Below are 26,186 nucleotides of genomic sequence, written 5' to 3'. Positions count from 1 at the left end.
GATGAGTATCGCGCGCAGGGACGATCGTCACAACGCCGATCTGGTCAAGGAGATCGCCGAGGGCTTCAACCGGGCGGTGAACACCGGTAGGTCCGGCACGGACGACAATGACGACAATGACAACAATGACGGCACTGACGGCACGGATGGCCAGGGCGGGGCCGCGAAGGAGAAGCCCCGCTTCGTGGTGACCGGCGACAGCCGTGTGCCGGAGCGGAAGAACCGCCGCGCGGAGTAGGTTCGGTGAACGGCGTTCACGCCACCCGTGCGGCCGGGGACCGAGACGGGCCTCGGCATAGGATGCCGAGCGGGACAGCGTAATGTCCGTTATCGGGCCAGACCACTGAACCAGGAGAAACGCAGTGACCTATGTGATCGCCGAGCCCTGCGTCGACGTGCTCGACAAGACATGCATCGACGAGTGCCCCGTCGACTGCATCTACGAGGGCGACCGGATGCTCTACATCCACCCCGACGAGTGTGTCGACTGCGGAGCCTGCGAGCCGGTGTGTCCGGTCGAAGCCATCTACTACGAGGACGACGTCCCGGACGAGTGGAGCGCCTACACCAAGGCCAACGTCGACTTCTTCGACGAGCTGGGCTCGCCGGGCGGCGCCTCCAAGGTCGGTAAGACCAGCCACGACCCGCAGTGGATCAAGGACCTGCCCCCGCAGGCCGAATGAGCCGGGTCCAGCTCCCGGACTTTCCCTGGGACTCGCTGGCCGAGCAGACCGAGCGGGCGCGGGCGCATCCAGGGGGGATCGTGGATCTCTCCGTCGGGACCCCGGTCGATCCGGTACCCGACAGCATCCGTGCCGCGCTCGCCTCGGTGTCCGACGTGCCCGGTTACCCGGCCACCCACGGCACGCCGGCCCTGCGCTCCGCCGCGGTCGGCGCGTTGCGCAGGCGGCACGGTGTCGAGGGGATCGATCCGGCGGCCGTGTTGCCGACGATCGGGTCCAAGGAGCTGGTCGCCTGGCTGCCGACGCTGCTCGGCACCGGCCCGGGTGAGCTGGTCGTCATCCCGGAGCTCGCCTACCCGACGTACGAGGTGGGCGGCCTGCTCGCCGGGGCGACCGTGCTGCGGGCGGACGGGCTCACGGCGCTCGGGCCGCAGCGGCCCGCACTGCTGTGGCTGAACTCACCGTCCAACCCGACCGGCCGGGTGCTCGGCCTCGAGCACCTGCGCAAGGTCGTCGAGTGGGCCCGCGACCGCGGCACGATCGTCGTGTCCGACGAGTGCTACCTCGCGCTCGGCTGGGAGGGCGAGCCGGTCTCGGTGCTGCATCCCGCCGTTCACGGTGGTCGGCTGGACGGCCTGCTCGCCGTGCACTCGCTGTCCAAGTCGGCGAACCTGGCCGGCTACCGCGCCGGGTTCGTCACCGGCGATCCCGCGCTGGTCGCCGAGCTGCTGGCGGTGCGCAAGCACGCCGGCATGATCGTGCCGAGGCCCGTCCAGGAGGCCATGACCGCCGCGCTGTCCGACGACGCGGCCATGCACGCACAGCGCGAGCGCTACGCCGCCCGCCGGAAGGTGCTGCGGGAGGCGCTGCGGGACAGTGGCTTTCGCATCGACCACTCCGAGGCAGGGTTGTACCTGTGGGCGACCCGGGGCGAGGACGCCACGGTGACCGTCGACCGGCTCGCCCGGCAGGGCATCCTGGTCGCTCCCGGCTCCTTCTACGGCCCCGCGGGGCGGCAGCACGTGCGCATCGCGCTGACCGCGACGGACGAGCGGATCAACGCCGCGGCCGAGCGCCTGGCCAAGTCGTGAGTGCCGACACGAGTTCTAACTCGTGTGCGCACTCACGACCTGAGCAGGGCCTGTGCCGCCGCGTCGATCCGGGACACCGTGCCGGGCCACTGTTGGCGGGCTAGCGCACGCCGGGCCTGCTCGCGCTCGGCGATCCGGCCCGCGACGAAGCCCACGTGGGCGTCCTGCGAGTCCAGCAGTTCCCGCATGCGCGTGGTGGCGACCACGGCGTCCTGGTGCTCGCCGAGCACCGTCTGCAGGTCCTTCGCCGCCTTGACCAGCTTGCCGATCTTCTTGGTCTGCTTCTTGCCCGCGGCGGGCCGGGCCAGCTCCGCCGTGTAACGCAAACGCTTGCCATGGATGCGCAGGGCGTGCAGGTCGTCGTCCGGCGGGTCGGCGGGCAACGCCGCGACCGCCTTCATCAGCCTGCGGTGCGGTTTGCGCAGCGAGTCGACGAGCAGCGTGCCCGCCTCCTGGCTGCCGACGAGCGCCGCGGTGTCCGGCTCGATGTCCGGCTGCCTGGTGAGCTGCGCGGTGTCGCGCAGCAGCGCGGTGTACCGGCCCGAGGACAGGGCCCGGTTCAGCCGCCGCTTCGCGCGCCCGCGCTCCCTGATGAACACGGTGACCAGCCGGCGGGCAGCCGCCTGGTCGGCGACCTCGAAGTCCTCGACAACCTCGCGCAGGTGACCGATGAGCACATCGTGGTCACGGACCTCACCGAGCGCGGCACCGAGCCAGCCGAGTTCGGCCCGCACCTGCTCGGTGCCCGGACCGAGCAGCGGCGCGGCGAGCTTGAGCACGCTGCGCAGCCTGCGGGTGGCCACCCGCATCTGGTGCAGGTCCTCGGGATCCTTGCCGCTGCGGGTGCCCGGCTCGTAGGCAAGCAGCTCGCGCAACTGGGCATCCACCTTGGCGCGGACGTGCCGCGCAGGGGAGTCGTCGGGGCCGGCTTCGAGCGGTTCCTCGGACAGTCCCAGCTCGGCGGTCTCGGGCAGCGATTCGGCGGTCACCGGATGAATTGTAGGTGAACGCGCCGGTGGACCCTCGTGAGTGGCAACCGGCGTTCTAACTCGTGTGCGCACTCACGAGGGCGGGACGGGTGCTCAGTCGTTGGCGTGCAGCGCGGAGTTCAGCTCGACGCCGGAACCGGTGCGCGGCACGGCCTCCACGGCGCCGGTCGAGGAGTTGCGGCGAAAGAGCGCCCCGGAGACGCCGGAGAGCTCGCGCGCCTTCACCGACCGGCCCTCGACGAGGACCTTCGTGCCCGCCGTGACGTACAGCCCGGCCTCGACCACCGAGTCGTCGCCGAGCGAGATCCCGACACCGCCGTTCGCGCCGATCAGGCAGCGCTCACCGACCGAGATCACTTCCTTGCCGCCACCGGAGAGGGTGCCCATGATCGACGCCCCGCCACCGATGTCGGTGCCGTCGCCGATCACCACGCCCGCCGAGATCCGGCCCTCGACCATCGAGGCGCCGAGCGTGCCCGCGTTGAAGTTCACGAAGCCCTCGTGCATCACGGTGGTGCCCGGGGCGAGGTGCGCGCCGAGGCGGGCCCGGTCGGCGTCGGCGATCCGCACGCCGCCCGGCGTGACGTAGTCGACCATCCGCGGGAACTTGTCGATGCCGTACACCGTCACGTGGCCGCGTGCGCGCAGCCGCAGCCGGGTGGCCTCGAAGCCCTCCACCGGGCACGGGCCGTGGTTGGTCCAGACGACGTTCGAGAGCAGCCCGAACACCCCGTCCAGATTCTGACCGTGCGGCTGGACCAGCCGGTGCGAGAGCAGGTGCAGCCGGAGGTAGATGTCGTGCGCGTCCGCGGGCGCGCTCGCCAGCGTGGGGATGGTCACGCGCACCGCGACGATCTCCACCTCGCGGTCGGTGTCCGGGCCGAGCAACGCCGTGACCGACTCGCCGAGGGCCTCGGCCGCCTGCGCGGGTGACAGCCGCTCGGTGCCGCCTCCACTGCCGCCGTCGATCAGCTTGGGGTGCGGGAACCACGTGTCCAGCACCGTGCCGCCGTCGGTGACGGTCGCGAGGCCGACGCCGGTCGCGCCGGTGGTTTCGGGGTTCGGGGTCTCGCTCACGGCCGTAACCGTAACGCCTGGCTCAGCCGGCCGTCTCCGGGACACCGGGCAGCTCGCCGACGCCCGCCTCGATCTCCTCGACCGCCGCGGCGATGTCGGTCAGCGCCCTCGTGCACGCCTCGCCCGCGTCCGGTGCGGCACAGCCGTTGTCCCGGTAGGTGCTGACCCCGGCCGCGAGCTCGCGCGCTGCCGCCGCCAGCTCGGGGTGCTCGGTGCCGGCGAACTTCTCGGCGGTGCCCGGCACGCTGGCGAGCTGGGTGACGTACTTCTGGCAGCTCGGCGGGTCCATCTCGGCCGGTCTGCGGAAGCAGGGATCGACCATCAGGTTGCCGAGCTTGACCGACAGCGCCTCCGGCCCGGGATCGGGCGCCTGCTTGGGCGTCGGGCCGGCCTCTTCGGAGCAGGCGGGCAGCATCAGCAGCAGGGCACCGGCGAGGGTGGCGAGGACTACTCGGATGCGCACGCCATCACCGTACGCAGCGGCCAGTACGGTGCGAGCATGCCCTCGCTCGACCTGCGCGCCGATCCCGTCGACCTCACCGCCGCCCTCGTGGACATCCCGAGCGTCTCCGGCGACGAGGCCGGGATCGCCGATGCCGTGGAGGCCGCCCTGCGCGCGCAGGCGGCGCACCTGGAGGTCGTCCGCAACGGCGACGCCGTGCTCGCACGCACCTCGCTGGGCCGGCCTTCGCGGGTCGTGCTGGCAGGCCACCTGGACACCGTGCCGGTGAACGGCAACCTGCCGGTGCGCCGCAGCGGCTCAGGGGCGGGCGAGGTGCTGTACGGCCTCGGCACGGTGGACATGAAGGGCGGCGACGCGGTGTTCCTGCACCTGGCGGCGACGCTGCCGGAGCCACGGCACGACGTGACGTTCGTCTTCTACGACTGTGAGGAGGTCGAGGCTGCGCGCAACGGCCTCGGCCGCATCGAACGCGAGCTGCCGGGCTGGCTGCGGGGCGACCTCGCGATCGTGGGGGAGCCCTCCAACGCGGTGATCGAGGCGGGTTGCCAGGGCACGATGCGGGTGGAGCTGCGCGGTACCGGTACCAGGGCGCACACCGCGCGGGCCTGGATGGGGGTGAACGCCATCCACGCACTGGCCGCGCCGCTGCGGGTGCTCACCGGGTACACGCCGAGGGTGGTCGACATCGACGGGCTGACCTACCGCGAGGGCCTGCAGGCCGTGCGGGTGTCCGGCGGGGTCTCCGGCAACGTCGTACCGGACGAGGCGGTGCTCGCCGTCAACTTCCGGTTCGCCCCCGACCGCAGTCCCGAGGACGCGGAACGGCACCTGCGGGAGGTGTTCGACGGGTTCGAGCCGGTCGTGGTCGACTGCTCGCCGGGAGCCCTGCCCGGGCTCTCGGCGCCCGCCGCCGCGGAACTGGTGCGGGCGGCAGGGGGCGAGGCCGCCGCCAAACTCGGCTGGACCGACGTCGCCCGGTTCGCCGCACTCGGGATGCCCGCCCTGAACTTCGGCCCCGGTGACCCGACGCTCGCCCACACCCGGCAGGAGCACGTGGCAGGGGCCGAGATCGCCCGCGTTGCCGAGGTGCTCCGGTCGTTCCTCGCCGGGTGACTCTAGGGTGGGCGCTGTGAGTGACCACGTGGACCGCCAGGACGAGCACAGCCAGCACGGTGACATCCCCCGTGACATCTCCGGTGAGGACAACGAGCACCCGCCGGAGCGGCACCGCGGACCGGTCGTGCTGCGCCGGGGCAGGCAGGCCGAGGACTCCACGACCGACCAGCGGCTGCTGGACTCCCGGGGGCCGAGCGACTGGGTGCACACCGACCCGTGGCGGGTGCTGCGGATCCAGGCGGAGTTCGTGGAGGGCTTCGGCGCGCTCGCCGAGGTGCCCCGCGCGGTGACGGTGTTCGGGTCGGCCCGCACCCCGCGCGAGCATCCCGAGTACCAGCTCGGGCGCGACATCGGGGCGGCGCTGGCCAACGCGGGCTTCGCCTCGATCACCGGCGGCGGTCCCGGCTCGATGGAGGCCGTCAACCGCGGTGCCTCCGAGGCGGGCGGCCTCTCGATCGGGCTCGGCATCGAGCTGCCGTTCGAGCAGGGCCTGAACCCGTGGGTGGACCTCGGGGTGAACTTCCGCTACTTCTTCACCCGCAAGACGATGTTCGTCAAGTACGCGCAGGCGTTCATCTGCCTGCCGGGCGGGTTCGGCACGCTCGACGAGCTGTTCGAGGCGCTCACGCTGGTGCAGACGAAGAAGGTCACGAAGTTCCCCGTGGTGCTCTTCGGCTCGGCGTACTGGAACGGGCTCTACGAATGGGTGCGCGACACGGTGCTCGCCGAGGGCAAGATCGGCGAGCGGGACGCCGCGCTGCTGCACGTCACCGACGACATCGACGATGCGGTGGGGATAGTGCTCGAGGCGTACAAGGCTTGGGAGGACACGCATTGATCAGGCGGGTCTGTGTGTTCTGCGGTTCGTCGACGGGCGTCGGCGAGGGCTACGGGCGCGACGCCGCGGCGCTGGGCACGCTGCTCGCCGAGCGCGGGATCGGCGTGGTCTACGGCGGCGCGAGTGTCGGGCTGATGGGGGTCGTCGCCGACGCGGCGCTGGCCGCGGGTGGTGAGGTCATCGGCGTGATCCCGCAGCACCTCATGCGGGTGGAGATCGCCCACGACCGGCTCACCGAGCAGTACGTCGTCGAGGACATGCACCAGCGCAAGGCGAAGATGGCCGAGCTCTCCGACGGCTTCCTCGCCCTGCCCGGCGGCGCGGGCACCCTGGAGGAGCTGTTCGAGGTGTGGACGTGGGCGCAGCTGGGCCTGCACGCCAAGCCCCTCGCACTGGTGGACGCGGGCGGCTACTACACCAAGCTCGCCGAGTTCATCGACCACATGGTCGAGGAGGGCTTCCTCAACACCCGCAGCCGCGAGCTGGTGACCATCGACGCGGATCCGGTCGCGCTGCTCGATGCGTTCGAGCGGCACCAGGCGGAGCCGGTCGAAAGGTGGGCAGGCTGACCCCGGCGCTCACACAGCGCTCACGCGGCGTCCGCCGCTCCCGGCTTCCTGTGGTAGGCGTCGACGTACTCCTGGCCGGACAGCTCCATGATCGCGTACATGACCTCGTCGGTCACGGCGCGCCGGATCGCGGGCGAGGCTTCCATGCCGTCGTAGCGGGAGAAGTCCAGCGGGTCGCCGAAGCGGACGGTCACCTTCGCCGGCCGGGGGATGCGCCTGCCGACCGGCTGCACCCGCTCGGTACCGGCCAGCGCCACCGGCACCACCCTGGCCCCGGTGGCCAGTGCGAGCGCGCCGACGCCGGTGTGCCCGCGGTGCAGCCTGCCGTCCAGCGAGCGGGTGCCCTCCGGGTAGATGCCGAACGCGCCGCCGTCGTCGAGTACCTTCCGCGCGGCCTCCAGCGCGGCCAGTCCCGCCTTCGCGTTTCCCCGCTCCACCGGCACGTAGCCGAGCGCGGAGAGGAACGCGGCGACGAACCGGCCCTTCGGTCCCCGGCCCTCGAAGTACTCGGCCTTGCCGAGGAACCGCACCGGCCGCGGTGTCACGAGCGGGATCACCGCCGTGTCGACCGCCGAACGGTGGTTCGCCGCCAGGATCACCGGCCCCTCCGGCGGTACCCGCTCCGCGCCGTGCACCACCGGGCGGTACAGCATCCGCACCAGCGGCGCGAGAATCCTCCGGATCAACAGATGCAACACGTCTCCTCCAGCCGTCCGCGACTACCCAGGATGGCACGATCAGACACATGACATCGCCGCGCTGGTTCTCCGAACGGACCTGGCAGGCCCCCGCGTGGACGGCCGCCGGACTGGCGCGCGCGAAGGGAGCACGGACGGTCTCCGTGGTGCTGCCCGCGCTGAACGAGGAGGACACCGTCGCCGGCGTGGTGTCCTCCGTCCGCCCGCTGCTCGGCTCGCTCGTGGACGAACTCGTGGTCGCCGACTCGGGGTCCACCGACGGCACCGTCGCGGCGGCGGCCAGGGCGGGCGCGCGCGTGGTGCGGCGCGAGGACGTGCTGTCCGACTGGGCGACGCTGCCCGGCAAGGGCGAGGTGCTGTGGCGCTCGCTCGCGGCGACCAGCGGCGATGTGGTGGTGTTCCTCGACTCCGACCTCGTCGACCCGGACCCGGCGTTCGTGCCCGCGCTGCTCGGGCCGCTGCTGTCCGAACCGGATGTGCACCTGGTGAAGGGTTTCTACCGGCGCCCGCTGCGACTGGAGACCGCCGAGATCGGCACCGGTGGCGGCCGCGTCACCGAGTTGCTGGCCCGGCCGGTGCTCTCGGCGCTGCGGCCGGCGCTCTCCGGGCTGGTCCAGCCGCTGGGCGGGGAGTACGCGGCCACCAGGGAACTGCTGGAGTCGGTGCCGTTCGCAGCCGGGTACGGCGTCGAGATCGGGCTGCTGCTCGATGCGGAGGCGCGCTACGGGATCGACGCGCTCGCGCAGGTGAACCTGGGCGTGCGCAAGCACCGCAACCGCTCGCTGCTGCAACTCGGCGTGATGGCCAGGCAGATCCTCGGCACCGCGCTCGCACGCTGCGGGATCGAGGCGGACGGCGCCGAGCTCACCCAGTTCGTGCAGGTGTCGGGGGAGTGGTTGCCGGACGTCACCGACGTGCTGGTGACCGATCGGCCGCCGATGCGGGAGGTGCTGGCGGCGCGCGGCTGACCGCGCCGGTGTGTCACGATCGGACCCGTGACCACCGCGCTCATCTACCTCGTGATCATGCTGCTCGTGGCGGCAGTGGTTTTCCTGCTGGCCGCGGTCGTGTTCGGGCGTGGTGAGGAGCTGGCCCCGCTGGCGCCGGGCAGCTCGCCGACGCGGCTGCCCGCCGAGGAGGTCACCGGCGAGGACGTGAGCGCGGTGCGGTTCCAGCTCGTTCTGCGCGGCTACAAGATGTCCGAGGTCGACTGGGTGATGACCCGGCTGGGCGCCGAGATCGACGGGTTGCGGAGCCGCGTCGCGGAGCTGGAGGCCGAGGTCGCCGGCCGGGCCGAGCGGCGCGAGGCGACCCGATGACCGATGTGGTGGTGTCCGTCGACGTGGCCGCGCCGGCCGGGACGACGTGGCTGGCGCTGACCGACTGGAACCGCCAGCAGGAGTGGATGCTCGGCACGGAGGTGCGGGTGGTCTCCGGTAACGGGCGCAGCGTCGGCTCGCGGCTGGAGGCGTTCACCGGCGTCGCCGGGATCGGGTTCACCGACACGATGGAGATCACCAGCTGGGAACCGCCGGTGCGCTGCACGGTGCGGCATCTCGGCCGGATCGTGCGGGGCACCGGAGCCTTCCACGTGCAGGACCGCGGGCCGCAGCGGTCGGTGTTCATCTGGTCGGAACAGCTGGTCCTGCCGTTCGGCGTGCTGGGACGGCTCGGCTGGCCGCTCGTGAAGCCGGTGTTCTCGCTCGGCCTGCGGCAGTCGTTGCAGCGCTTCGCGCGGTTCGCCGAGTCCTATGTGGTGGGCGGATGAACGAGCTGCTGGGGGAGGACGGCGTCGCGCGCTGCTCGTGGGGGAACTCGGCGCCGGACTACGCCGAGTACCACGACACCGAGTGGGGCTTTCCGGTGCGCGGCGAGGCCGCGCTGTTCGAGCGGCTGTCGCTCGAGGCGTTCCAGTCAGGCCTTTCCTGGCTGACGATCCTGCGCAAGCGGGACAGTTTCCGGCGCGCGTTCGCCGGCTTCGACCCTGAGCAGGTGGCGCGGTTCGGCGACGACGACGTGGCGCGGCTGCTCGGCGACGCCTCGATCGTGCGCAACCGGGCGAAGATACTGGCCACGATCACCAACGCGCGGGCGATCGCGGAGCTCGACCTGCCGCTGGACGACCTGCTGTGGTCGTTCGCCCCCTCCGCGGGTGCGCGCGAGCGGCCCCGCACGATGGCCGACTTGCCCGCGATCACCCCGGAGTCGACGGCGATGGCCCGCGCGCTGAAGAAGCGCGGGTTCGTCTTCGTGGGGCCCACCACCTGCTACGCGACGATGCAGGCCACCGGCATGGTCGACGACCACGTGCAGGGCTGCTTCCGCGCCTCCTGAACCAGCCCGCTGAACTACTTGCCGGTGAAGTCGGGGGTGCGCTTGGCGACGAAGGCGTCGACCGCCTCCGCGTGATCGGCGGTGGCGCCGAGCACGCCCTGCGCCTCGCCCTCCGCGGCGAGCGCCTCCTCCAGCGTGCTCTCGGCGGCGGTGGCGAGGACTCCCTTGATCTTCGAGTAGGCGAGCGTGGGCCCCGCCGCCAGCCGGGCCGCCAGCGCGTGCGCCCTCGACGGCAGCTCCTCGTCGGTCACGACCTCGCTGACCAGCCCGATCCGCAGCGCCTCGGTGGAGTCGACGGTGCGGGCGAGCAGCATCAGCTCGGTCGCCCGGCCGTAGCCGATCAGCCGCTGCAGGGTCCACGACGCGCCCGAGTCCGGTCCGAGCCCGACATTGGCGAAGGCCATCATGAAGTTCGCCGACCCCGCCGCGATCCGCAGATCGGCGGCGTAGGCGAAGGCCGCGCCCGCTCCGGCGGCCGGGCCGTTCACCGCCGCGATCACCGGCTTCGGCATGTCCACGATCGTCCGGACGATCGGGTTGTAGTGCTCGGCGACCGTGGACAGCGGTGCCTTGTCGCCCGTCCGCAGCATCCCGACGTGCTCTTTCAGGTCCTGCCCGGCGCAGAAGGCCTTGCCGGAGCCGGTCAGCACCACCGCGCGCACCCCGGGGTCCGCGGCCGCGTCCCGCAGCGCGGCCAGCAGCCGCTCCTTCAGCTCGACGGTGAGTGAGTTGTACGCCTTCGGCCTGTTCAGCGTCAGCGTCCGCACGCCGTCGGCGTCGGTAAGCTGCAGCACGTCCTCTGTGGTCACTGAAGATCCTTCCTTTCCTCGTTCCCGACCCGCGAGTCTGACAGCCTCACGAGCCGCATACCAGCACCTATGGCTTGCGTTAAGATCGGTCCGCGTTCGCGGCCTTCGGCTGATGGGGGACAATGGTCACAACCCGGTTGCTTTGGCGAGCGCGACCCGGGCGCGCTGGTTCAGACGGAGGGAGCACGCTATGGCGGCCATGAAGCCCCGGACCGGAGATGGTCCCCTCGAAGTGACTAAGGAGGGGCGGGGCCTCGTGATGCGCGTACCGCTCGAGGGTGGTGGGCGACTCGTCGTCGAACTGTCGGCCGAGGAGGCCAAGGATCTCGGTGCGGCCCTTCAGGAGGCCACCGGCTAGAGCGCGCCCGGCCCGTCCCCACCGCTCGCCAGCATGTGACGTTGTTTCGGGCTGGCCCGTTCACCCTGCCCTGGAGGCATGTCGATGGCTCGTTCGCCGCTGCCGCCCGTCCCCACCCGGTTACTCGACGTCGAGGTCGCCGACACCGCTCGCCGTGCGGCGCCGCTCGCCGTCCTGGTCCCGCAGCAGTCCGGCGAAACCGACGAGACCGGAGCCACGGGAAACACCGAGGACACCGGGGCCACCGAGCCGTCACCGCACGCTGGTCTGCTCACCGAGCTCGGGGTCACCGGCAAGGCCGGTGAGGTGCAGACCGTACCCGGGGACTCCGGACCGCGCTGGCTGGTCGGCGTCGGCGGCGGTACGGGCAGGCAGTACCGCAGCGCGGGTGCCGCGTTCATCCGCGCCGCGAACGCCTACGCCGCGGCGGAGTCCGAGGCAGGCGCCCGGCCGCCCCGGACCGTCCAGGTCGAGCTGCCCGCCGCCGCGGGCTCCGAGCACTACGCCGAGTTCGCCCTCGGTGCCCTGCTCGGCGGCTACCGTTACGAGCTGAGCTCCGCCGACCCCGAGCCGGCGGTTCGCGCGTTGCGCCTGGTGACCGGGCCCGGCCACCAGCTGCCCGCCTGCGCCGACTCGGTCCGGCGGGCGCGCGAGCTGGCCGCCGCGTCGGCGTTCGCCCGGGACCTGGCCAACACCCCCGCCAACGTGAAGGACCCCGCGTGGCTCGCCGGGATGGCCGAGCGCGCGGCCGGTGACACCAGCGGGCTGTCCGTGACCGTGCGGGACGAGGAGTGGCTCGCCGCCAAGGGGTTCGGCGGTCTGCTCGCGGTCGGGGGTGGCTCGGCGAGCCCGCCGCGGCTGATCGAGCTGAGCTACCGGCCGCGGGGCGCGACCCGGCACCTACTGCTCGTCGGCAAGGGCATCACCTTCGACACCGGTGGCATCTCGATCAAGCCCGCCGACGGCATGCATCTCATGCGCACCGACATGTCCGGTGGAGCCGCGGTGATCGCGGCGATGCGCGCGATCGCCGCCCTGCGCCCCGGCGTCCGCGTGACCGCGCTGGTGCCCGCGGCGGAGAACCACGTGTCCGGCTCGGCCTATCGTCCCGGCGACGTGGTGCGCCACTACGGCGGCCGGACCACCGAGGTCGCCAACACCGACGCCGAGGGCCGTCTGGTGCTGGCCGACGCGCTCGCCTACGGGGTGCGTCACTTCGGCCCGGACGCGCTGGTCGACGTGGCGACGCTGACGGGAGCGATGAAGGTGTCGCTCGGCCTGCGCACCGGCGGCCTGTTCGCCAGCGACGACGACCTCGCCGAGCGGGTGCGCGCCGCGGGTGAGCGGGCCGGGGAGCAGTGGTGGCGGATGCCGCTGCTGGAGGCGCACGCCGAGGACGTGCGGGGCGAGATCGCCGATGTGCGGCAGGCGCCGCCCGGTCCCGCCGGAATCACGGCCGCGCTGTTCCTGCGGGAGTTCACCGGCGGGCTGCCGTGGGCGCACCTGGACATCGCAGGCCCGGCCCGTTCGGACAAGAACTACGACGAGGTGGTGCCCGGCGGCACCGGCTTCGCCGCGCGCACGCTCGTGGAGCTGGCCGAGTCGTTCGCCTGACCGGGCCCGGGTGAAGGGCACCGAGCCAGCACGAAGTCGCGGAACGCGGCGACGGCCGGGGTCAGCGGTGTCCGTGCGGGCCACACCAGCCCGATCGAGCGGGTCACCGTGGGGCTCAGCGGCACCTCGGCCACCCCGGCGGGTGCGGCGGGCCCGAACTTCGGCAGGAGCGCGACGCCAAGCCCGGCGGCGACGAGCCCGCGCACGGTATCCGACTCCTGGCCCTCGAACGCGATCGTGGGCGTGAACCCGGCCCGCGCGCACAGCTCGTCGGTGATCTGCCGGAGCCCGTAGCCCGGTTCGAGGAGCACGAACTCCTCCCGCCGCAGCTCCGCCACGCGGACCTGGCCGCGCCCGGCGAGCCGGTGGTCGGCGGGCACGGAGAGGAACAGCTCCTCCTCGGCGAGGACGCCACTGGCGACCGCCGGGTCGTCGGGTGGCGGGGCGACGAGCGCGACGTCGATCGCGCCGGTGCCGAGCCGGTCGAGGACGTCCTGACGGGAGCCCTGTACGAGGCTGAACCGGGCGTGCGGGTGGTGGGCGCGGAAGTCGCGGAGCAGCCCGGGTACGAGCGAGCGGCCGAGCAGGTGCAGGAAGCCGAGCACGACGTGGCCACGCTCCGGCTCGATCTCCTCGCGGGCACGCCGGGCGCCGCCGTGCAGGATGCCGACCGCCCTGGTGGTGGCGTCGGCGAGCAGTACCCCGGCCCGGCTCAGCCGGATGCCGCGGCCGTCGGGCACGGTCACCGGGGCACCGAGCAGCTCCCCGAGCGCGGCCAGCCGCCTGCTCGCGGTGGGCTGCGGGATGCCGAGCGACTCGGCGGCGCGGGTCAGGTTGCCCGTCTCCCCGAGTGCGGCGAGCAGCGCGGCTTGCGGGGCCAGCTCCGCGACCACCCGGTCGTCGGTCGACTCGAGTGACTCATTCATCACAGCATCGATTGTGCCGTATAGACGTATTGGACGTATTGGTTAGCGCCGCTTAGCGTCATGGCCGTGACGATGGCCGTGGAGCAGCGGGTGAAAGTCCGGCACGTGACCGTGGCGGTCGCCGCGGCCGGGATCTGCTCGTTCGCGCTGCTGTACGCGCCGCAGCCGTTGCTGCCGCAGCTCGCCGAGCGGTTCGCGCTGGACCCGGGCCGGGCGTCGCTGGCGGTCAGCGTGGCCACCGGTGCGCTCGCGATCATGGTGCTGCCGATCGCGGTGCTCTCGGAGTTCGTCGGGCGGCGGCCGGTCATCCTCGGCTCGGTGCTCGCGTCGGTCGCACTCGGGCTGCTGCTGCCGCTCGCGCCGTCGTTCGAGGTGCTGCTCGTGCTGCGCGCGGTACAGGGCGTGGCGATCGCGGGATTCCCCGGGATCGCGGCCGCGTACCTGGTGGAGGTGCTCGGGCGGGCCGGGGTCGCCGCCGCGGTCGGCGCGATGATAGCGGGCAACACCGTCGGCGGGATGCTCGGCAGGTTGGCCGGCGGGGTGAGCACCGAGTGGTTCGGCTGGCGTGGGGCGCTCCTCGTCGTCGCCGTCCTCGCCCTGCTCTGCGCCCTGCTCACCGTGCTCCTCCTCCCCCGCCCGCCCGCGGGGGACCGGCGGCGGCCGCGGGGAGCGATCAGCGGGATCGCGGTGGCCGTGCGGCAACCGGTGCTGCTGGCCCAGTACGCGGTCGCGCTGCTGGCGATGGGGTCGTTCGTCGCGCTCTACAACGCTGCCGGGTTCCGGCTCACCGGTGCGCCGCTCGCGCTCAGCCCCGCCGTCGCGTCGCTGGTGTTCCTCGCCTACGCGATGGGCGCCGTGTCCTCCGCGACCGCGGGACAGCTCGTCGCCCGCTTCGGCAGGCGGCGCTCGCTGCTCACCGCGCTCGCGATCACCGTGCTGGGTGCGCTGCTGACGCTGCCCGACTCGCTGCCCCTGATCGTGCTCGGCTTCATCGTCCTGACCGGTGGTTTCTTCGCGGCCCACGCGGTGGCCAACGGGTGGGCCGCGGCGGAGGCACCCGAACGGGTCCGCGGCCAGACGGCCGGCCTCTACACGCTCGCGTACTACCTCGGCAGCAGCGTCGGCGGCACGGCAGGCAGCGTCGTCTACGGCCACGCCGGCTGGGCCGCCCTGGTGGCCGCCGTGTCGGCGTGGCTCGCGCTCGCCGCCGTCGCGGCCGCCGTGGTGAGCGGGCGAGCGGTCAGAACGCCGCCGCCGCCAGCAGCCCGCCGCCCACCGGGATGATCGCGGGCAGCAGCCGCTCGTCCTCACGCACGGCGCGGGCGACCTCCCGCAGCGCCAGGGCCTCGGGCTCGCGCCGTGCGGGCTCGCCGATCCGGGCGCCGGCCAGCACGTCGTGGAACACGATCACCCCGCCGGGCCGCAGCAGCTGCACGCCCTGCTCGAAGTAGTTCGGGTACTCGAGCCGGGCCGCGTCGACGAACACCAGGTCGTAACCGCCCGACGTGAGCCGGGGCAGCACGTCCAGCGCCCGGCCCATGATCAGCCGCATCCTCCCCGCCGCGAACCCCGCCTCCAGGAACGCCGAGCGGGCCGCGCGGTGGAACTCCGGTTCGATGTCGATCGTGGTGAGCACGCCGTCACGGACCATGCCACGCAGCAGGTAGAGCCCGCTCACGCCGACCCCGGTTCCGATCTCCACCACCGCTCTGGCCTGCAGCGTCGCGGCGAGGAAGCTGAGCATCGTACCGCCGGCAGGGGACACCGGCCCGCAGCCGAGGTCCTCCGCCCGGCCACGGGCGGCGACGAGTACCTCGTCATCGGGGACGTATCCCTCGATGAAGTCGCCGAGATCGGCCGTGCCGGCGAGGTGCGTCTCGGAGCTCACGGGGTGAGGTTAGCGTGGCCGGCCCCCCGGCCCGGTGAACCACGCTGTGGTGTGACGAGGTGGCGAGGTGCCCCCGCACCGCCCGCGCAATCTCTCAGGCTCCTCTCAGTGCTGTCTCACTAGAACCATAAGGAAGCACGCGAGACTTCGTCCCTAGGACGGGAACACCCGGCGCGGCCGCCGCGTTGGGCAGAGTAGTTAGGGGATCAGCCCGATGGAGGTGCCTCCACTGCCGACGCAGAACAGCCTGAAGGCCGTGACTCGACCGACACAGTCGGCACAGCAGGCCGAGCCCGCAGTGGTGAGCGCCGCGGGTGAGCAGGGCGAAGCCGCCTGGACGCCACCGTCCTGGGACGAGGTCGTGCGCGAGCACGCCGACCGCGTGTACCGGCTGGCGTACCGCCTCGCCGGCAACGCGCACGACGCCGAGGACCTCACGCAGGAGACGTTCATCCGCGTGTTCCGCTCACTCGCCTCCTACAAGCCCGGCACCTTCGAGGGCTGGCTGCACCGCATCACGACCAACCTCTTCCTGGACATGGCACGCCGCCGCTCGCGGGTGCGCATGGAAGGGCTGCCCGACGACACCGACCGCATCGTCGGTGACGACCCGAGCCCCGAACAGGTGTACTCCGAGACCCACCTCGACCCCGACCTGCAGGCCGCGCTCGACGAGCTGCCGCCCGAGTTCCGGGCCGCCGTCGTGCTCTGTGACGTCGAGGGTCTGTCCTACGAGGAGATCGGCGCGACGCTCGGGGTTAAGCTCGGTACCGTGCGCAGCAGAATTCACCGTGGCCGCCAGGCGTTGCGCGCCTCGCTGGAGCGCAGGCGTGCGCTCAAACAGGAGGCGCACGTATGACCGAACACCGGGGATGGGCACTCCCCGAGTCGCACTTGCTGCCGGACGCCGTGGTGGCGTTCGTCGACAACGAGCTCTCGATCGGGGCCCACGAGCGCGCGGCGATGCACATCGCCCGCTGTCCCGGTTGCGCGGCGGACGTCGCCGCTCAGCGGCAGGCCAGGGCCGCTGTGCAGGGCGCGCAGGCGCCCGCCATGTCCGCGGGTTTCCTGGCGAGCCTGCGGTCGATCCCCGAGCACACGGACGTGGGCACGACGCCCGACAACCTCGCCGTGACCGTCGACGGCCAGCTGGTCGCCGTCCAGCGTCCCGAGCGGGTCGCCGGGCTGCGCGGCGGCCTGCCCTCCGCCCCCGTGTCCTCGACACCGCTCTCCGCCACCCCGCTCGGCGGCTCCGCGCCGCTGGGCAGCTCGCCGAACGTGCTCGGCGGCGGTCACCGGCTGGACGCGGCACGGCGCCGCGCCGCGCAGGGCGCCGGTGTGGTCGTCTCCGGCCTGGTGCTCAGCGCGCTCGTGCTCGTCGCCACGTCGAGCACCGCCGGTAACGTCGCCGACGAGCCCGGTGCACCGCCCGCGGGCGACGTGCTCCGCGCCCAGTTCGGCGCGCACAGCCGCGCCACGCCCCCGGCGACCTCGACGACACCGTCGAGGCCCGCGCCCGCGACCCCGGCGGCCTCGCTGACCACGGCGGCGGCCCCGATCGCAGGCCCACGCTGACTTCACCGCTCTCACGGCAGAATTCGTACTCTGAGCGTGGCGTATCGTCACGCCGGTTACCGATCACGTCGTCTGCCGGGGAATGATGAACCAGCCACCGAACTCGCACCAGGAGGAGCCCGGCGAGCGGGACGACGACCGGATCCGGCCGCGCGCGATCAACCGCCCCTCCGTGGACCCGGCGCAGGCCGCGACGTTCGGCCGGCCGCGTGGAGTGGATGGCCCGTTCGACCGGCTGCACGCACCCGACACCGGCAACGGCACCGAGCTGCGCACCGCACCGCCGCCGCCCGAGTCGCTGGCCGAGGCGTTCAGCAGACCGCCCGGCGCCGACGACGTCATCCTGCAGCGCCCCCATGACGACCCCCATGACAACAACGGTGACGGCAGTGGTGCGAGCACCGGCGACGACTCACCGCTGTGGTCGTCGTCGAGCGACCCGTGGCGGGACCCGGGCGCGGGGGCCGTGCTCGGCGGCCCGGCCGTCCACGCCGACGACCAGGAAGCCGATGCCGAGCGGACACCGGGACCGTTGCTCAGCCTGCCCGAGGTGCTCTTCGGGCGCCGCGTGAAGCCCACCGCGCTGGCCCTGCTCGGCGTCGTCGCCCTTCTCGTCGGCGCCGCAGGCGGGTTCGTCGGCTGGGCGCTTGCCGGGGCGGGTGACTCGCTGACCGGCGAGCTCAACGTGGCCGAGGCGCAGGCGGGCAAGGAACGCCCCGCCGGTTCCATCGCCGGGATCGCCTCCAGGGTCGCGCCCGCCGTCGTCTCCATCGAGGTCAAGTCCGGGCAGTCCGGCGGGGTCGGCTCCGGCGTCGTCATCGACGGTGACGGCTACGTCGTCACCAACAACCACGTGGTGTCCCAGGCGGTCCAGGACGACCAGGCCGAGATCACCGCCGTGTTCATCGACGGCACCCGCAGCGAGGCCCGGATCGTCGGCACGGACCCGAAGACCGACCTCGCCGTGCTCAAGGTCAACGTGTCGAACCCGGTGGTCATCGAGATCGGCAGGTCCGCGGACCTGGCCCCGGGAGACGCGGTGGTCGCGGTGGGCTCGCCGTTCGGGCTGGAGAACACCGTCACCGAGGGCATCGTCAGCGCACTGAACCGCCCGGTCACCGCACCCGGCGAGAACGGCGAGCCGGCTGTCACCTACGACGCGATCCAGACCGACGCGGCGATCAACCCGGGCAACTCCGGCGGCGCGCTGGTGGACGCGACCGGCGCGCTGGTGGGGATCAACTCGCTGATCCGCACCGTCGGCGGCGGCGGAGGTGAGGGCGGCAGCATCGGGCTCGGCTTCGCCATCCCGGTCGACCAGGTGGTGCGCATCAGCGACGCGCTGATCGCCGAAGGCGAGGTCGAGCACGCCGACCTCGGCGTGAACGCGGCGTCGGTCTCGGCGAACACGTCCGAGGGCGCGCAGATCCAGAACGTCGTCGAGGGCGGTCCGGCCGCCTCGGCGGGCATCGCGGAGGGCGACGTGATCACCAGGGTCGGCGACCGGCAGGTGCGCAACGCCGCCGAGCTGACCGTGGCCGTCCGCGAGCACGAGGTCGGCGAGGTGGTGCCGGTCCGGCTGGTCCGCGACGGCCGTCCGTTCACGGTCGACGTCACCTTGGGTTCAGACTGAAGGGGTACTCTGTGCGCAGCGGGAGCTGAGGCGGAGGTTCGCACGTGTTCGAAAGCATTGGCTGGGGCGAGATCCTGGTTCTCATCGTCGCGGGCCTGTTCATCCTGGGCCCGGAGCGGCTGCCCGATGCGGCGGCGTGGCTCGGCAAGAACATGCGCAAGATGCGGGACTTCGCCACGGGCGCGCGGCAGCAGCTGCGCGACGAGATGGGCCCGGAGTTCGAGGAGTTCCGCAAGCCGATCGAGGACCTGCGTGGCCTGCGCAGCTTCGACCCGAAGCGCGCGGTCACCCAGCACCTGTTCGACGGTGACCCTGACCCGATCGGCCTGAACGAGATCAACGGCAACGGCGCGGGCAAGCCCAACGGTCACCCGGCGTCGGCCAAGGCGCAGCCGGAGCCGCTCAAGCCGGGGGAGAAGCCCCCGGTCGACCCCGACGCGACCTAGCGCATCGTGTCCGCGCCACACGCTCACGTGTCTGCGTCGCGCGACGCGGACACGTGAGCATGGAACGCGGACACGCCTGCGGCTAGGCCGGGGTGACGTTCAGCATCTTGCCGGCCAGTCCGCGGGCACGGGTGGACAGCTTCGACGCGGCGTCGCGCAGAACCTGGCTCGCCGCCGCGTCCGGGGCCGAGAGCACCAGCGGCGTGCCGATGTCGCCCTGTTCCCGCAGCCGCGGGTCGAGCGGCACCTGACCGAGCAGCGGGACCTCCGCGCCGACCGACTTCGTCAGCGAGTCGGCCACCGTCTGGCCGCCGCCGGAGCCGAAGATCTCCATCCGCGAACCGTCCGGCGTCTCCAGCCACGACATGTTCTCGATCACACCGGCGATCCGCTGCCGGGTCTGCAACGCGATCGCCCCGGCCCGCTCGGCGACCTCCGCGGCCGCCTGCTGCGGCGTGGTGACCACCAGCAGCTCGGCGTTCGGGATCAGCTGCGCCACCGAGATCGCGATGTCCCCCGTGCCCGGCGGCAGGTCGAGCAGCAGGATGTCGAGATCGCCCCAGAAGACGTCGGCGAGGAACTGCTGCAACGCCCGGTGCAGCATCGGGCCGCGCCAGACGACGGGGGTGTTGCCCGGCGTGAACATGCCGATCGAGATCACCTTCACGCCGTGCGCCTGCGGCGGCATGATCATCTTCTCGACCTTGGTGGGCTTGTCGCTCGCACCGAGCATCCGCGGCACCGAGTGGCCGTAGATGTCGGCGTCCACCACGCCGACGGAAAGCCCGCGCTCGGCCATGGCGACCGCGAGGTTCACCGTCACACTGGACTTGCCGACCCCGCCCTTGCCCGAAGCGACCGCGTAGACCCTGGTCATCGAGCCGGGCTGGGCGAAGGGGATTACCGGTTCCTCGGCGTCGCCGCGCAGTGACTTGCGCAGCTCGGTGCGCTGCTCGTCGCTCATCACGTCCAGCTCGACGTGCACGTCGCGCACCCCGGGCACCGTCTTGACGGCCGCGGTGGTGTCGCGGGTGATGGTCTCCTTGAGCGGGCAGCCCTCCACGGTCAGGTACACGGCGACCGAGACGGTGCCGTCCTCCGCGACGGTCACGTCCTTCACCATGCCCAGCTCGGTGATGGGCTTCTTGATCTCCGGGTCCTGGACGTTCTTGAGCGCGGTGCGCACATCCTCGACGCTGGGGATCTCCTGTGTGGTGGTCACTGCTCGGGCACCGACCTTCTTTCGAGGGGACGCGGCTTGCTCTCACCATGCTACGTGGCCACCCGCGCCCCCAGCCGACTCAGCCCAGGTGCGCGGCCCCGCTGTCCTCGCGCCTGGCCCGGTTCCGCGGGCCCCTGCCGTCGAGGTCCTCGCGCAGCTTGTCCAGCTCGCTCCGCAGGTAGTCGCGGGTGGCGACCTCACCGACCGCGAGCCTCAGCGCCGCGAGCTCGCGGGCCAGGTACTCGGTGTCGGCCTTCGTCTGGGTGGCCCGCGCCCGGTCCTCCTCCAGCGACACGCGGTCGCGGTCGTCCTGCCGGTTCTGCGCCAGCAGGATCAGCGGCGCCGCGTAGGCGGCCTGCGTGGAGAAGGCCAGGTTGAGCAGGATGAACGGGTACGGATCCCAGCGCAGGGTCGCCGCCGTGAGGTTCAGCACGATCCAGGCGATCACGACGAGCGTCTGCCAGAACAGGTACTTGCCCGTGCCGAGCAGCCGGGCGAGCCGTTCGGACAACCGGCCGAACGTGTCCGGATCGATGTTCACCGACAACCGGCGCTGCTGCCGGGGCTGGTCGAGCCGGCGACGGGAGAGCAGCTCAGGCACGTTCGGCCTCCTCGGTGCTGTCTGTGCTGTCGGTGTTGTCGGTGCTGTCGGTGGCCGGACCGGCCTGGGTTCCGACATCGTGCAGGCCGGTCTCCCGCCAGCCCTCCGGCAGCAGGTGGTCGAGCACGTCATCCACGGTCACGGCGCCGACCAGGTGGTCCTCGGCGTCGACGACCGGTGCGCAGGCCAGGTTGTAGGCGGCGAAGTAGCGGGTCACCTCGCTCAGCGGCGCCGTGGGCCGCAGCGTGGGCAGGTCGGTGTCGGCGACGGCGGCCACCAGCTCCGCGGGAGGCTCCCGGAGCAGCCGCTGGAAGTGCGCGCACCCCACGTAGCGGCCGGTGGGCGTCGCGTTCGGCGGCCGGGAGACGAACACCATGCTCGCCAGCGCGGGGGTCAGGTCGGGGTTGCGGATGTGCGCGAGCGCCTCGGCCACGGTCGCGTCCGGCGTCAGCACCACCGGCTCGGGGGTCATCAGCCCGCCCGCGGTGTCGAAGGAGTACTCCAGCAGCCGCTTCACCGGCTCCGACTCGTCCGGGTGCATCAGCTCCAGTAGCCGGCTCTGGTCGGCCGGGGTCAGCTCGGAGAGCAGGTCGGCCGCGTCGTCCGGGTCCATCGCCTCCAGCACGTCCGCCGCGCGCTCGTCGGCGAGGTAGGCGACCAGCTCCTTCTGGTCCTCCTCCGGCAGCTCCTCGAGGACGTCGGCCAGCCGCTCGTCGTCCATCGCGTCGGCGACCTCGTGCCTGCGCTTGAGCGGCAGGTCGCGCAGGGTGGCGGCCACGTCGACCGCCCGCATCGTGTCGAAGAGCATGAGCAGCTGCCCGGCGCCCTGGGTCTGGCCGGTGAGGTCGGTGAGGCCGAGGCCGGAGATCTCCGCCCACGGCACCACCCGCAGCGCGGAGCGACGCCGGCCGAGGCCGAGGCGCCCGGTGCGCTCCCGGATCGCCAGCCTGGCGAGCACCCAGTCACGGGTGCGGGTGGGCTCCATCGCCGCGTCGACGACGGTCACGCGCGTACCGGAGTCGGTGAGCCGGGCGCGCGCGTCGAAGAGCTGCCCGAGTACCAGTACCTCGTTAGGGCGCTGGTGGAAGCGGCGCATGTTCACCGAGCCGCTGCCGAGGGTGACGGCGTTGGACTCGATCGCGGTCACGCGCAGCATCGGGACGAACACCCGGCGCCGCGTCGCCAGCTCGACCACGACGCCGAGCACGCGGGGCGGTAGCTGGTCCAGCCGCAGCCCGACGACCAGGTCGCGAACCCGGCCGATCGACTCCCCGTCGGGGCCGAACACCGGCAGCCCGGCTAGTTGAGCAGCGAAGACCCGGCTTACGGCGGCCATGTGGCCAAGCCTATTGCGTGTGGCCGCCCGTCGCCCGGAACGCGAGCCCGCCGCGCGTACACGGAGTAGCATCGCTGTGACAGGGGTCTCGCCCGGGAGTAGTTATGTTGGTGGAGATCGTGGCCACTGTCGCCGCGGTGGGTGCCGCCGGACTGGCGGCGAGCGTGCGGATCATCAAGCAGTACGAGCGGGGGCTCGTGTTCCGGTTCGGCCGGGTGCACCGGGCTCCCCGCGAACCCGGGCTGATGATGATCGTCCCCGGCGTCGACCACGTCCGTAAGGTCAACATGCAGATCGTGACGCTGCCCGTGCCGGGGCAGGACGGCATCACGCGCGACAACGTCACGGTCCGGGTCGACGCGGTCGTCTACTTCAAGGTGATCGACCCGGTCCAGGCCATCGTCGGGGTGGAGGACTACCGCTTCGCGATGGGCCAGGTCGCGCAGGCCAGCCTGCGCCGCATCATCGGTGAGAGCAGCCTGGACGACCTGCTGTCCAACCGCCAGCGCCTCAACGAGGGGCTGGAGCTGATGATCGACAGCCCGGCACTCGGCTGGGGCATCCACATCGACCGGGTGGAGATCAAGGACGTCGCGCTGCCCGAGGCGATGAAGCGCGCGATGTCGCGCCAGGCCGAGGCCGAACGCGAGCGGCGTGGCCGGGTGATCGCCGCCGAGGGCGAGCTACAGGCCTCCGAGAAGCTCTCGCAGGCGGCGGCCAGGATGGCCGACACACCGGCCGCCCTGCAGCTACGCCTGCTGGAGACCGTCGTCGAGGTCGCCGCCGAGAAGAACTCCACGCTCGTGCTGCCGTTCCCGGTGGAGCTGCTGCGGTTCCTGGACCGTTCCTCGCGCGAGGGCGCCGAGCCGGACGACACCGATCGTGGCGCTGCCCACCCTGTGCCCACGGACGACGCCGTTTCGGGTCATACTCAGCGGTAACCCGCGCCGGGGCGGCAGCGCGCCGGCGCTTCGTGCCCGAAGGGAAGATGCATGGCCCGCCTCGCCCAGACCGCCGGTTTGACCGATGTGCAGTCCGAGATCCTGTCCACGGTGCGTGCCTTCGTGGACAAGGAGATCATCCCGTACGCGCAGGACTTGGAGCACGGCGACACCTATCCCGCCGACATCGTCGAGGGCATGAAGGAGATGGGGCTGTTCGGCCTGACGATTCCGGAGGAGTTCGGCGGGCTCGGCGAGTCGCTGCTCACCTACGCGCTCGTGGTGGAGGAGATCGCGCGCGGCTGGATGAGCGTGTCGGGCGTGATCAACACGCATTTCATCGTGGCGCACATGATCTCCAGGCACGGCACCGAGGAGCAGAAGCGGCACTTCCTGCCGCGCATGGCCGAGGGTGCGGTGCGCGGTTCCTTCTCCATGTCCGAGCCGGATCTGGGCTCGGACGTGGCCGCGATCAAGACCAGGGCCGTGCGCGACGGCGACGACTACGTGATCGACGGCTCGAAGATGTGGCTGACCAACGGCGGCTCGTCGAACCTGATCGCGCTCCTGGTCCGCACCGACGAGGGAGCCGAGAAAGCGCATCAGAACCTGACGGCGTTCCTGGTGGAGAAGCCGGAGGGCTTCGGTGAGGTGGCGCCGGGGCTGACCATCCCCGGCAAGATCGACAAGATGGGGTACAAGGGCGTCGACACCACCGAGGCGGTGTTCGACGGTTTCCGCATCGGTGCGGGCAAGGTGCTGGGCGAGGCGCCGGGCAAGGGCTTCGCGTACATGATGGACGGGATCGAGGTCGGCAGGGTCAACGTGGCCGCGCGGGCGTGCGGCATCGCGATCCGCTCGTTCGAGCTGGCGATCGAGTACGCCCAGCAGCGCAGGACGTTCGGCAAGCCGATCGCGGAGCACCAGGCCATTGCGTTCAAGCTGGCCGAGATGGCCACCAAGGTCGAGGCGGCGCATCTGATGATGGTGAACGCGGCGCGGCTGAAGGACGCCGGCTCGCGCAACGACGTCGAGGCCGGGATGGCGAAGCTGATCGCCAGCGAGTACTGCGCGGAGGTGACGCAGGAGGCATTCCGCATCCACGGCGGCTACGGCTACTCCAAGGAGTACGAGATCGAACGCCTCATGCGGGAGGCACCGTTCCTGCTCATCGGCGAGGGCACCAGCGAGATCCAGAAGACGATCATCAGCCGGGGCCTGCTGCGGGAGTACAGGTCTCGCGGCTGACGTGGGGACAGCCGGTCAGGCCAGGTTCGCGTAGACGATCACGTTGTCCTCGTAGCTGTGCTCGGCCTGGTCGAACACGCCGCCACAGGTGATCAGCCGCAGCTGCGGCTGGTCGGTGTTGCCGTAGACGGCCTCCGCGGGGAACTCGTCCTTCGGCACCTGCTCGGAGCGGTCGACGACGAACCGCAGTCGCTCGTCGTCGCTGCGCTCGACCAGGATCTCGTCGCCGGGCACCAGTTCGTGCAGCTTGTGAAAGATGCCCGGCCTGCCGCCGCCGTCGACGTGGCCGAGCAGGATCGCGGGCCCCACCTCGCCGGGCACCGGGGAGAGCCGGTACCACGCGGCCTGCATCGGGTCGTCCGCCGAGGGGACCGCGAGCTCGCCGTCCTTGTTCACGGCGACCGTGATCAGCGAGGAGGTGGCGTCCAGCTTGGGGATGCTGACCTCGGTCGGGCGCAGCTTGTCGTACGGCTTCGTCACCGGAACCGACGACGTAGGCTCGGCGGCCTCCGGCTCAGGCTCGGCGGAACCGCAGCCGGTCAGGGCCCCTGACAGGAGCAGGGCGGCCGCCAGCGCGCGGCCGCCCCGCCGTGATGTGGAGCGCATCCGGTCAGTCCCGCGCACTGCCGCCGAAGCCGGTCTCGACGCCGCGCTTCGGGGCGAACGACACCTGGGCAGCGCCGTTGTTGCTGTCCTGCCATTCACCGGCGTCATCCGAGCCGGGCACCGGGGACACCGGCGTGGCACCGCCGCCGGGCCGGTCGCCGTCGCATTCCCAGTACCCGAGGACCTCGTTCTCGGCGAACGTGATCCCGGAGCGCAGCTGCACCAGGTAGCTCCAGTAGCGGCCGTCCTGCTCCTCCTGGTACGGCCCCTCGAGAATCTCGAAGTCCGGCGAGGTGACGTGCTTCGGCTCGCCTGCGGCGCACGCGATCAGCAGCAGCCCGAGCCCGCTCTCCGGGTCGAGGTCGATGCCGTATCCGGTGTTGTCCTCGTACGGCGGCTCCTGCGGGCCGGGCGGTTCGGTCGGCACGTTGGTGCTGCTCGGCTCGGCCGAGGTCTGGGAGGTCTCGGAGGTCTCGGAGGCCTGTGATGTCGGCGAGGACCCGTAGGTCTGCGGCGTCGACGTGGTGCTGCCCGGGGTGCTCGACGTCGCGGTGGTGCTCGCCGTTTCCTCGGCGGTTGTCGAGGACGTGGTGGCGGCCGGCGGCTCGCTGGCTGTCGTGGCTGTCGCCGTGGCCGGAACGCTCGTCGATGTGCCTGCCTCCTCCGTGTGCGCCATCGCGGGTGCCGCGACGGCAGCGAGAACAAGGGCACTGGCGAGCACGGCGCCGGCAAGGCGGCGCAGCGGCTTTCTCAAGGTGAGCTCCACGGACAGTTCGGATACGGATAGTAGCCGTCACCCACTTTCGGGCGAGCCCAAGTGATATTGCCGTGTGGAACGCCCGGAAGTACAGCGAAAGCGCATGAGAAAGGTCATTACCTTTTCTGGTAACGAAAAGCGGCGCCGAACGATCTTCGCCGGGGACCGGTTGCACGGTAAGAGAACCATAACAAGGCCGAGTCGGATCGGTTCCGGCGCGACGATCGGCGTCGCCCGAACAGCGTAGCGCCCCATCGTGCCTCGGGGCCCGTACGCCGGGTTCGCGCGGGTTTGGCGATGTTGGCAGGATGGTTGTATATCCACTACCAGTCACGCCGGATCGATGACGGCGACGTCCACGCAGCAGG

At 71.9% G+C, this 26,186-nt stretch carries 31 protein-coding genes; 19 read left to right on the top strand and 12 right to left on the bottom strand.

Features of this window, described 5'->3' with window-relative positions; all coding sequences use genetic code 11:
- Position 1 precedes the first annotated feature (1 nt).
- The 3 genes from JAP66_RS23365 to dapC all read left to right on the top strand — a co-directional run bounded on the left by JAP66_RS23365 (position 2) and on the right by dapC (position 1,774).
- Positions 2–238, top strand: coding sequence for a hypothetical protein (locus JAP66_RS23365; protein WP_199433960.1), 237 nt, complete (start codon positions 2–4; stop codon positions 236–238).
- A gap of 124 nt (positions 239–362) precedes the next feature.
- Entirely contained in the window at positions 363–683 is a 321-nt protein-coding gene (fdxA, locus tag JAP66_RS23360) for a ferredoxin (protein WP_199433959.1), read from the top strand.
- Positions 680–1,774 carry a succinyldiaminopimelate transaminase gene (gene dapC, locus JAP66_RS23355; RefSeq protein WP_199433958.1) on the top strand — a complete coding sequence of 365 codons (1,095 nt, stop codon included), beginning with the start codon at positions 680–682 and terminating at the stop codon, positions 1,772–1,774. The genes fdxA and dapC overlap by 4 nt, the downstream gene beginning before the upstream one ends.
- A gap of 32 nt (positions 1,775–1,806) precedes the next feature.
- Here the strand turns inward: dapC and JAP66_RS23350 are convergent, their stop codons facing one another.
- From JAP66_RS23350 to JAP66_RS23340, 3 genes are all read right to left on the bottom strand, one after another.
- Positions 1,807–2,763 carry a CHAD domain-containing protein gene (locus JAP66_RS23350; RefSeq protein WP_199433957.1) on the bottom strand — a complete coding sequence of 319 codons (957 nt, stop codon included), beginning with the start codon at positions 2,761–2,763 and terminating at the stop codon, positions 1,807–1,809.
- A 93-nt stretch (positions 2,764–2,856) separates the two neighbouring features.
- Positions 2,857–3,840 carry a 2,3,4,5-tetrahydropyridine-2,6-dicarboxylate N-succinyltransferase gene (gene dapD / locus JAP66_RS23345; protein ID WP_199433956.1) on the bottom strand — a complete coding sequence of 328 codons (984 nt, stop codon included), beginning with the start codon at positions 3,838–3,840 and terminating at the stop codon, positions 2,857–2,859.
- A 22-nt stretch (positions 3,841–3,862) separates the two neighbouring features.
- Positions 3,863–4,303 (bottom strand): hypothetical protein, encoded by a 441-nt coding sequence (locus tag JAP66_RS23340; protein ID WP_307849690.1) that lies wholly within the window; start codon positions 4,301–4,303, stop codon positions 3,863–3,865.
- A 36-nt stretch (positions 4,304–4,339) separates the two neighbouring features.
- Here JAP66_RS23340 and dapE point away from each other — a divergent pair, with 36 nt between their 5' ends.
- The 3 genes from dapE to JAP66_RS23325 all read left to right on the top strand — a co-directional run bounded on the left by dapE (position 4,340) and on the right by JAP66_RS23325 (position 6,826).
- On the top strand, positions 4,340–5,416 hold the full coding sequence (gene dapE / locus JAP66_RS23335; RefSeq protein ID WP_199433955.1) for a succinyl-diaminopimelate desuccinylase: 1,077 nt from the start codon (positions 4,340–4,342) through the stop codon (positions 5,414–5,416).
- 64 nt (positions 5,417–5,480) lie between these two features.
- On the top strand, positions 5,481–6,257 hold the full coding sequence (locus tag JAP66_RS23330; protein WP_307849693.1) for an LOG family protein: 777 nt from the start codon (positions 5,481–5,483) through the stop codon (positions 6,255–6,257).
- Positions 6,257–6,826: an LOG family protein gene (locus JAP66_RS23325; RefSeq protein ID WP_199434028.1), complete on the top strand. Its 570-nt coding sequence runs from the start codon at positions 6,257–6,259 to the stop codon at positions 6,824–6,826. Before JAP66_RS23330 ends, JAP66_RS23325 begins: the two co-directional genes overlap by 1 nt.
- 20 nt (positions 6,827–6,846) lie before the next feature.
- Here the strand turns inward: JAP66_RS23325 and JAP66_RS23320 are convergent, their stop codons facing one another.
- Positions 6,847–7,524, bottom strand: a complete 678-nt coding sequence (locus JAP66_RS23320; protein WP_199433954.1) for a lysophospholipid acyltransferase family protein — start codon at positions 7,522–7,524, stop codon at positions 6,847–6,849.
- A 47-nt stretch (positions 7,525–7,571) separates the two neighbouring features.
- Between JAP66_RS23320 and JAP66_RS23315 the strand changes: the two genes are divergently transcribed.
- The 4 genes from JAP66_RS23315 to JAP66_RS23300 are packed head-to-tail and all read left to right on the top strand — an operon-like array spanning position 7,572 to position 9,858.
- Positions 7,572–8,492 carry a glucosyl-3-phosphoglycerate synthase gene (locus JAP66_RS23315; RefSeq protein WP_199433953.1) on the top strand — a complete coding sequence of 307 codons (921 nt, stop codon included), beginning with the start codon at positions 7,572–7,574 and terminating at the stop codon, positions 8,490–8,492.
- A 27-nt stretch (positions 8,493–8,519) separates the two neighbouring features.
- Positions 8,520–8,843, top strand: coding sequence for a DivIVA domain-containing protein (locus JAP66_RS23310; RefSeq protein ID WP_199433952.1), 324 nt, complete (start codon positions 8,520–8,522; stop codon positions 8,841–8,843).
- Positions 8,840–9,292 (top strand): SRPBCC family protein, encoded by a 453-nt coding sequence (locus JAP66_RS23305; RefSeq protein ID WP_199433951.1) that lies wholly within the window; start codon positions 8,840–8,842, stop codon positions 9,290–9,292. The genes JAP66_RS23310 and JAP66_RS23305 overlap by 4 nt, the downstream gene beginning before the upstream one ends.
- Entirely contained in the window at positions 9,289–9,858 is a 570-nt protein-coding gene (locus JAP66_RS23300) for a DNA-3-methyladenine glycosylase I (protein WP_199433950.1), read from the top strand. The genes JAP66_RS23305 and JAP66_RS23300 overlap by 4 nt, the downstream gene beginning before the upstream one ends.
- 14 nt (positions 9,859–9,872) lie before the next feature.
- On the opposite strand, the gene JAP66_RS23295 is transcribed toward JAP66_RS23300, so the two are convergent.
- Entirely contained in the window at positions 9,873–10,667 is a 795-nt protein-coding gene (locus JAP66_RS23295) for an enoyl-CoA hydratase-related protein (protein ID WP_199433949.1), read from the bottom strand.
- Between the two features lie 190 nt (positions 10,668–10,857).
- On the opposite strand from JAP66_RS23295, the gene JAP66_RS23290 reads away from it, so the two are divergent.
- Positions 10,858–11,025 carry a DUF3117 domain-containing protein gene (locus JAP66_RS23290; RefSeq protein WP_142000455.1) on the top strand — a complete coding sequence of 56 codons (168 nt, stop codon included), beginning with the start codon at positions 10,858–10,860 and terminating at the stop codon, positions 11,023–11,025.
- A gap of 84 nt (positions 11,026–11,109) precedes the next feature.
- Complete coding sequence (locus JAP66_RS23285; RefSeq protein ID WP_199434025.1) at positions 11,110–12,639, top strand: leucyl aminopeptidase; 1,530 nt, start codon at positions 11,110–11,112, stop codon at positions 12,637–12,639.
- Here JAP66_RS23285 and JAP66_RS23280 read toward each other — a convergent pair.
- A complete protein-coding gene (locus tag JAP66_RS23280; protein WP_199434026.1) occupies positions 12,564–13,565 on the bottom strand; it encodes a LysR family transcriptional regulator in 1,002 nt (333 codons plus the stop codon). The genes JAP66_RS23285 and JAP66_RS23280 overlap by 76 nt on opposite strands.
- Positions 13,566–13,637: 72 nt before the next feature.
- Between JAP66_RS23280 and JAP66_RS23275 the strand changes: the two genes are divergently transcribed.
- Complete coding sequence (locus JAP66_RS23275; RefSeq protein ID WP_372449009.1) at positions 13,638–14,849, top strand: MFS transporter; 1,212 nt, start codon at positions 13,638–13,640, stop codon at positions 14,847–14,849.
- On the opposite strand, the gene JAP66_RS23270 is transcribed toward JAP66_RS23275, so the two are convergent.
- Positions 14,806–15,453 (bottom strand): O-methyltransferase, encoded by a 648-nt coding sequence (locus JAP66_RS23270; protein ID WP_199433947.1) that lies wholly within the window; start codon positions 15,451–15,453, stop codon positions 14,806–14,808. The two genes, JAP66_RS23275 and JAP66_RS23270, sit on opposite strands and share 44 nt — an antisense overlap.
- A 214-nt stretch (positions 15,454–15,667) precedes the next feature.
- On the opposite strand from JAP66_RS23270, the gene sigE reads away from it, so the two are divergent.
- The 4 genes from sigE to tatB all read left to right on the top strand — a co-directional run bounded on the left by sigE (position 15,668) and on the right by tatB (position 19,107).
- Positions 15,668–16,312: an RNA polymerase sigma factor SigE gene (gene sigE / locus JAP66_RS23265; RefSeq protein WP_199433946.1), complete on the top strand. Its 645-nt coding sequence runs from the start codon at positions 15,668–15,670 to the stop codon at positions 16,310–16,312.
- Positions 16,309–17,028, top strand: a complete 720-nt coding sequence (locus JAP66_RS23260; protein ID WP_199433945.1) for a zf-HC2 domain-containing protein — start codon at positions 16,309–16,311, stop codon at positions 17,026–17,028. The genes sigE and JAP66_RS23260 overlap by 4 nt, the downstream gene beginning before the upstream one ends.
- An 85-nt stretch (positions 17,029–17,113) precedes the next feature.
- Positions 17,114–18,661, top strand: coding sequence for a trypsin-like peptidase domain-containing protein (locus tag JAP66_RS23255; RefSeq protein ID WP_199433944.1), 1,548 nt, complete (start codon positions 17,114–17,116; stop codon positions 18,659–18,661).
- A gap of 44 nt (positions 18,662–18,705) precedes the next feature.
- On the top strand, positions 18,706–19,107 hold the full coding sequence (gene tatB / locus JAP66_RS23250; RefSeq protein ID WP_199433943.1) for a Sec-independent protein translocase protein TatB: 402 nt from the start codon (positions 18,706–18,708) through the stop codon (positions 19,105–19,107).
- A gap of 82 nt (positions 19,108–19,189) precedes the next feature.
- Here the strand turns inward: tatB and JAP66_RS23245 are convergent, their stop codons facing one another.
- The 3 genes from JAP66_RS23245 to JAP66_RS23235 form a co-directional block, all read right to left on the bottom strand.
- Entirely contained in the window at positions 19,190–20,329 is a 1,140-nt protein-coding gene (locus JAP66_RS23245) for an Mrp/NBP35 family ATP-binding protein (RefSeq protein ID WP_199433942.1), read from the bottom strand.
- A 79-nt stretch (positions 20,330–20,408) separates the two neighbouring features.
- The gene (locus JAP66_RS23240; protein ID WP_199433941.1) at positions 20,409–20,930 is read right to left on the bottom strand and encodes a DUF1003 domain-containing protein; all 522 of its coding nucleotides are present in this window, start codon (positions 20,928–20,930) and stop codon (positions 20,409–20,411) included.
- On the bottom strand, positions 20,923–22,266 hold the full coding sequence (locus JAP66_RS23235) for a magnesium transporter MgtE N-terminal domain-containing protein (protein WP_199433940.1): 1,344 nt from the start codon (positions 22,264–22,266) through the stop codon (positions 20,923–20,925). The genes JAP66_RS23240 and JAP66_RS23235 overlap by 8 nt, the downstream gene beginning before the upstream one ends.
- Positions 22,267–22,370: 104 nt before the next feature.
- Between JAP66_RS23235 and JAP66_RS23230 the strand changes: the two genes are divergently transcribed.
- Positions 22,371–23,207 (top strand): slipin family protein, encoded by an 837-nt coding sequence (locus JAP66_RS23230; RefSeq protein ID WP_199433939.1) that lies wholly within the window; start codon positions 22,371–22,373, stop codon positions 23,205–23,207.
- A gap of 51 nt (positions 23,208–23,258) precedes the next feature.
- Positions 23,259–24,455 (top strand): acyl-CoA dehydrogenase family protein, encoded by a 1,197-nt coding sequence (locus tag JAP66_RS23225; protein ID WP_199433938.1) that lies wholly within the window; start codon positions 23,259–23,261, stop codon positions 24,453–24,455.
- Positions 24,456–24,470: 15 nt separating this feature from the next.
- Here the strand turns inward: JAP66_RS23225 and JAP66_RS23220 are convergent, their stop codons facing one another.
- On the bottom strand, positions 24,471–25,061 hold the full coding sequence (locus tag JAP66_RS23220; RefSeq protein ID WP_199433937.1) for a class F sortase: 591 nt from the start codon (positions 25,059–25,061) through the stop codon (positions 24,471–24,473).
- 4 nt (positions 25,062–25,065) lie between these two features.
- The gene (locus tag JAP66_RS23215) at positions 25,066–25,815 is read right to left on the bottom strand and encodes a hypothetical protein (RefSeq protein WP_235999311.1); all 750 of its coding nucleotides are present in this window, start codon (positions 25,813–25,815) and stop codon (positions 25,066–25,068) included.
- Positions 25,816–26,186 lie beyond the last annotated feature (371 nt).

This window comes from Qaidamihabitans albus (assembly GCF_016464705.1).
Taxonomy (GTDB): domain Bacteria; phylum Actinomycetota; class Actinomycetes; order Mycobacteriales; family Pseudonocardiaceae; genus Qaidamihabitans; species Qaidamihabitans albus.
This window is presented reverse-complemented; position numbering and strand designations above follow the sequence as displayed.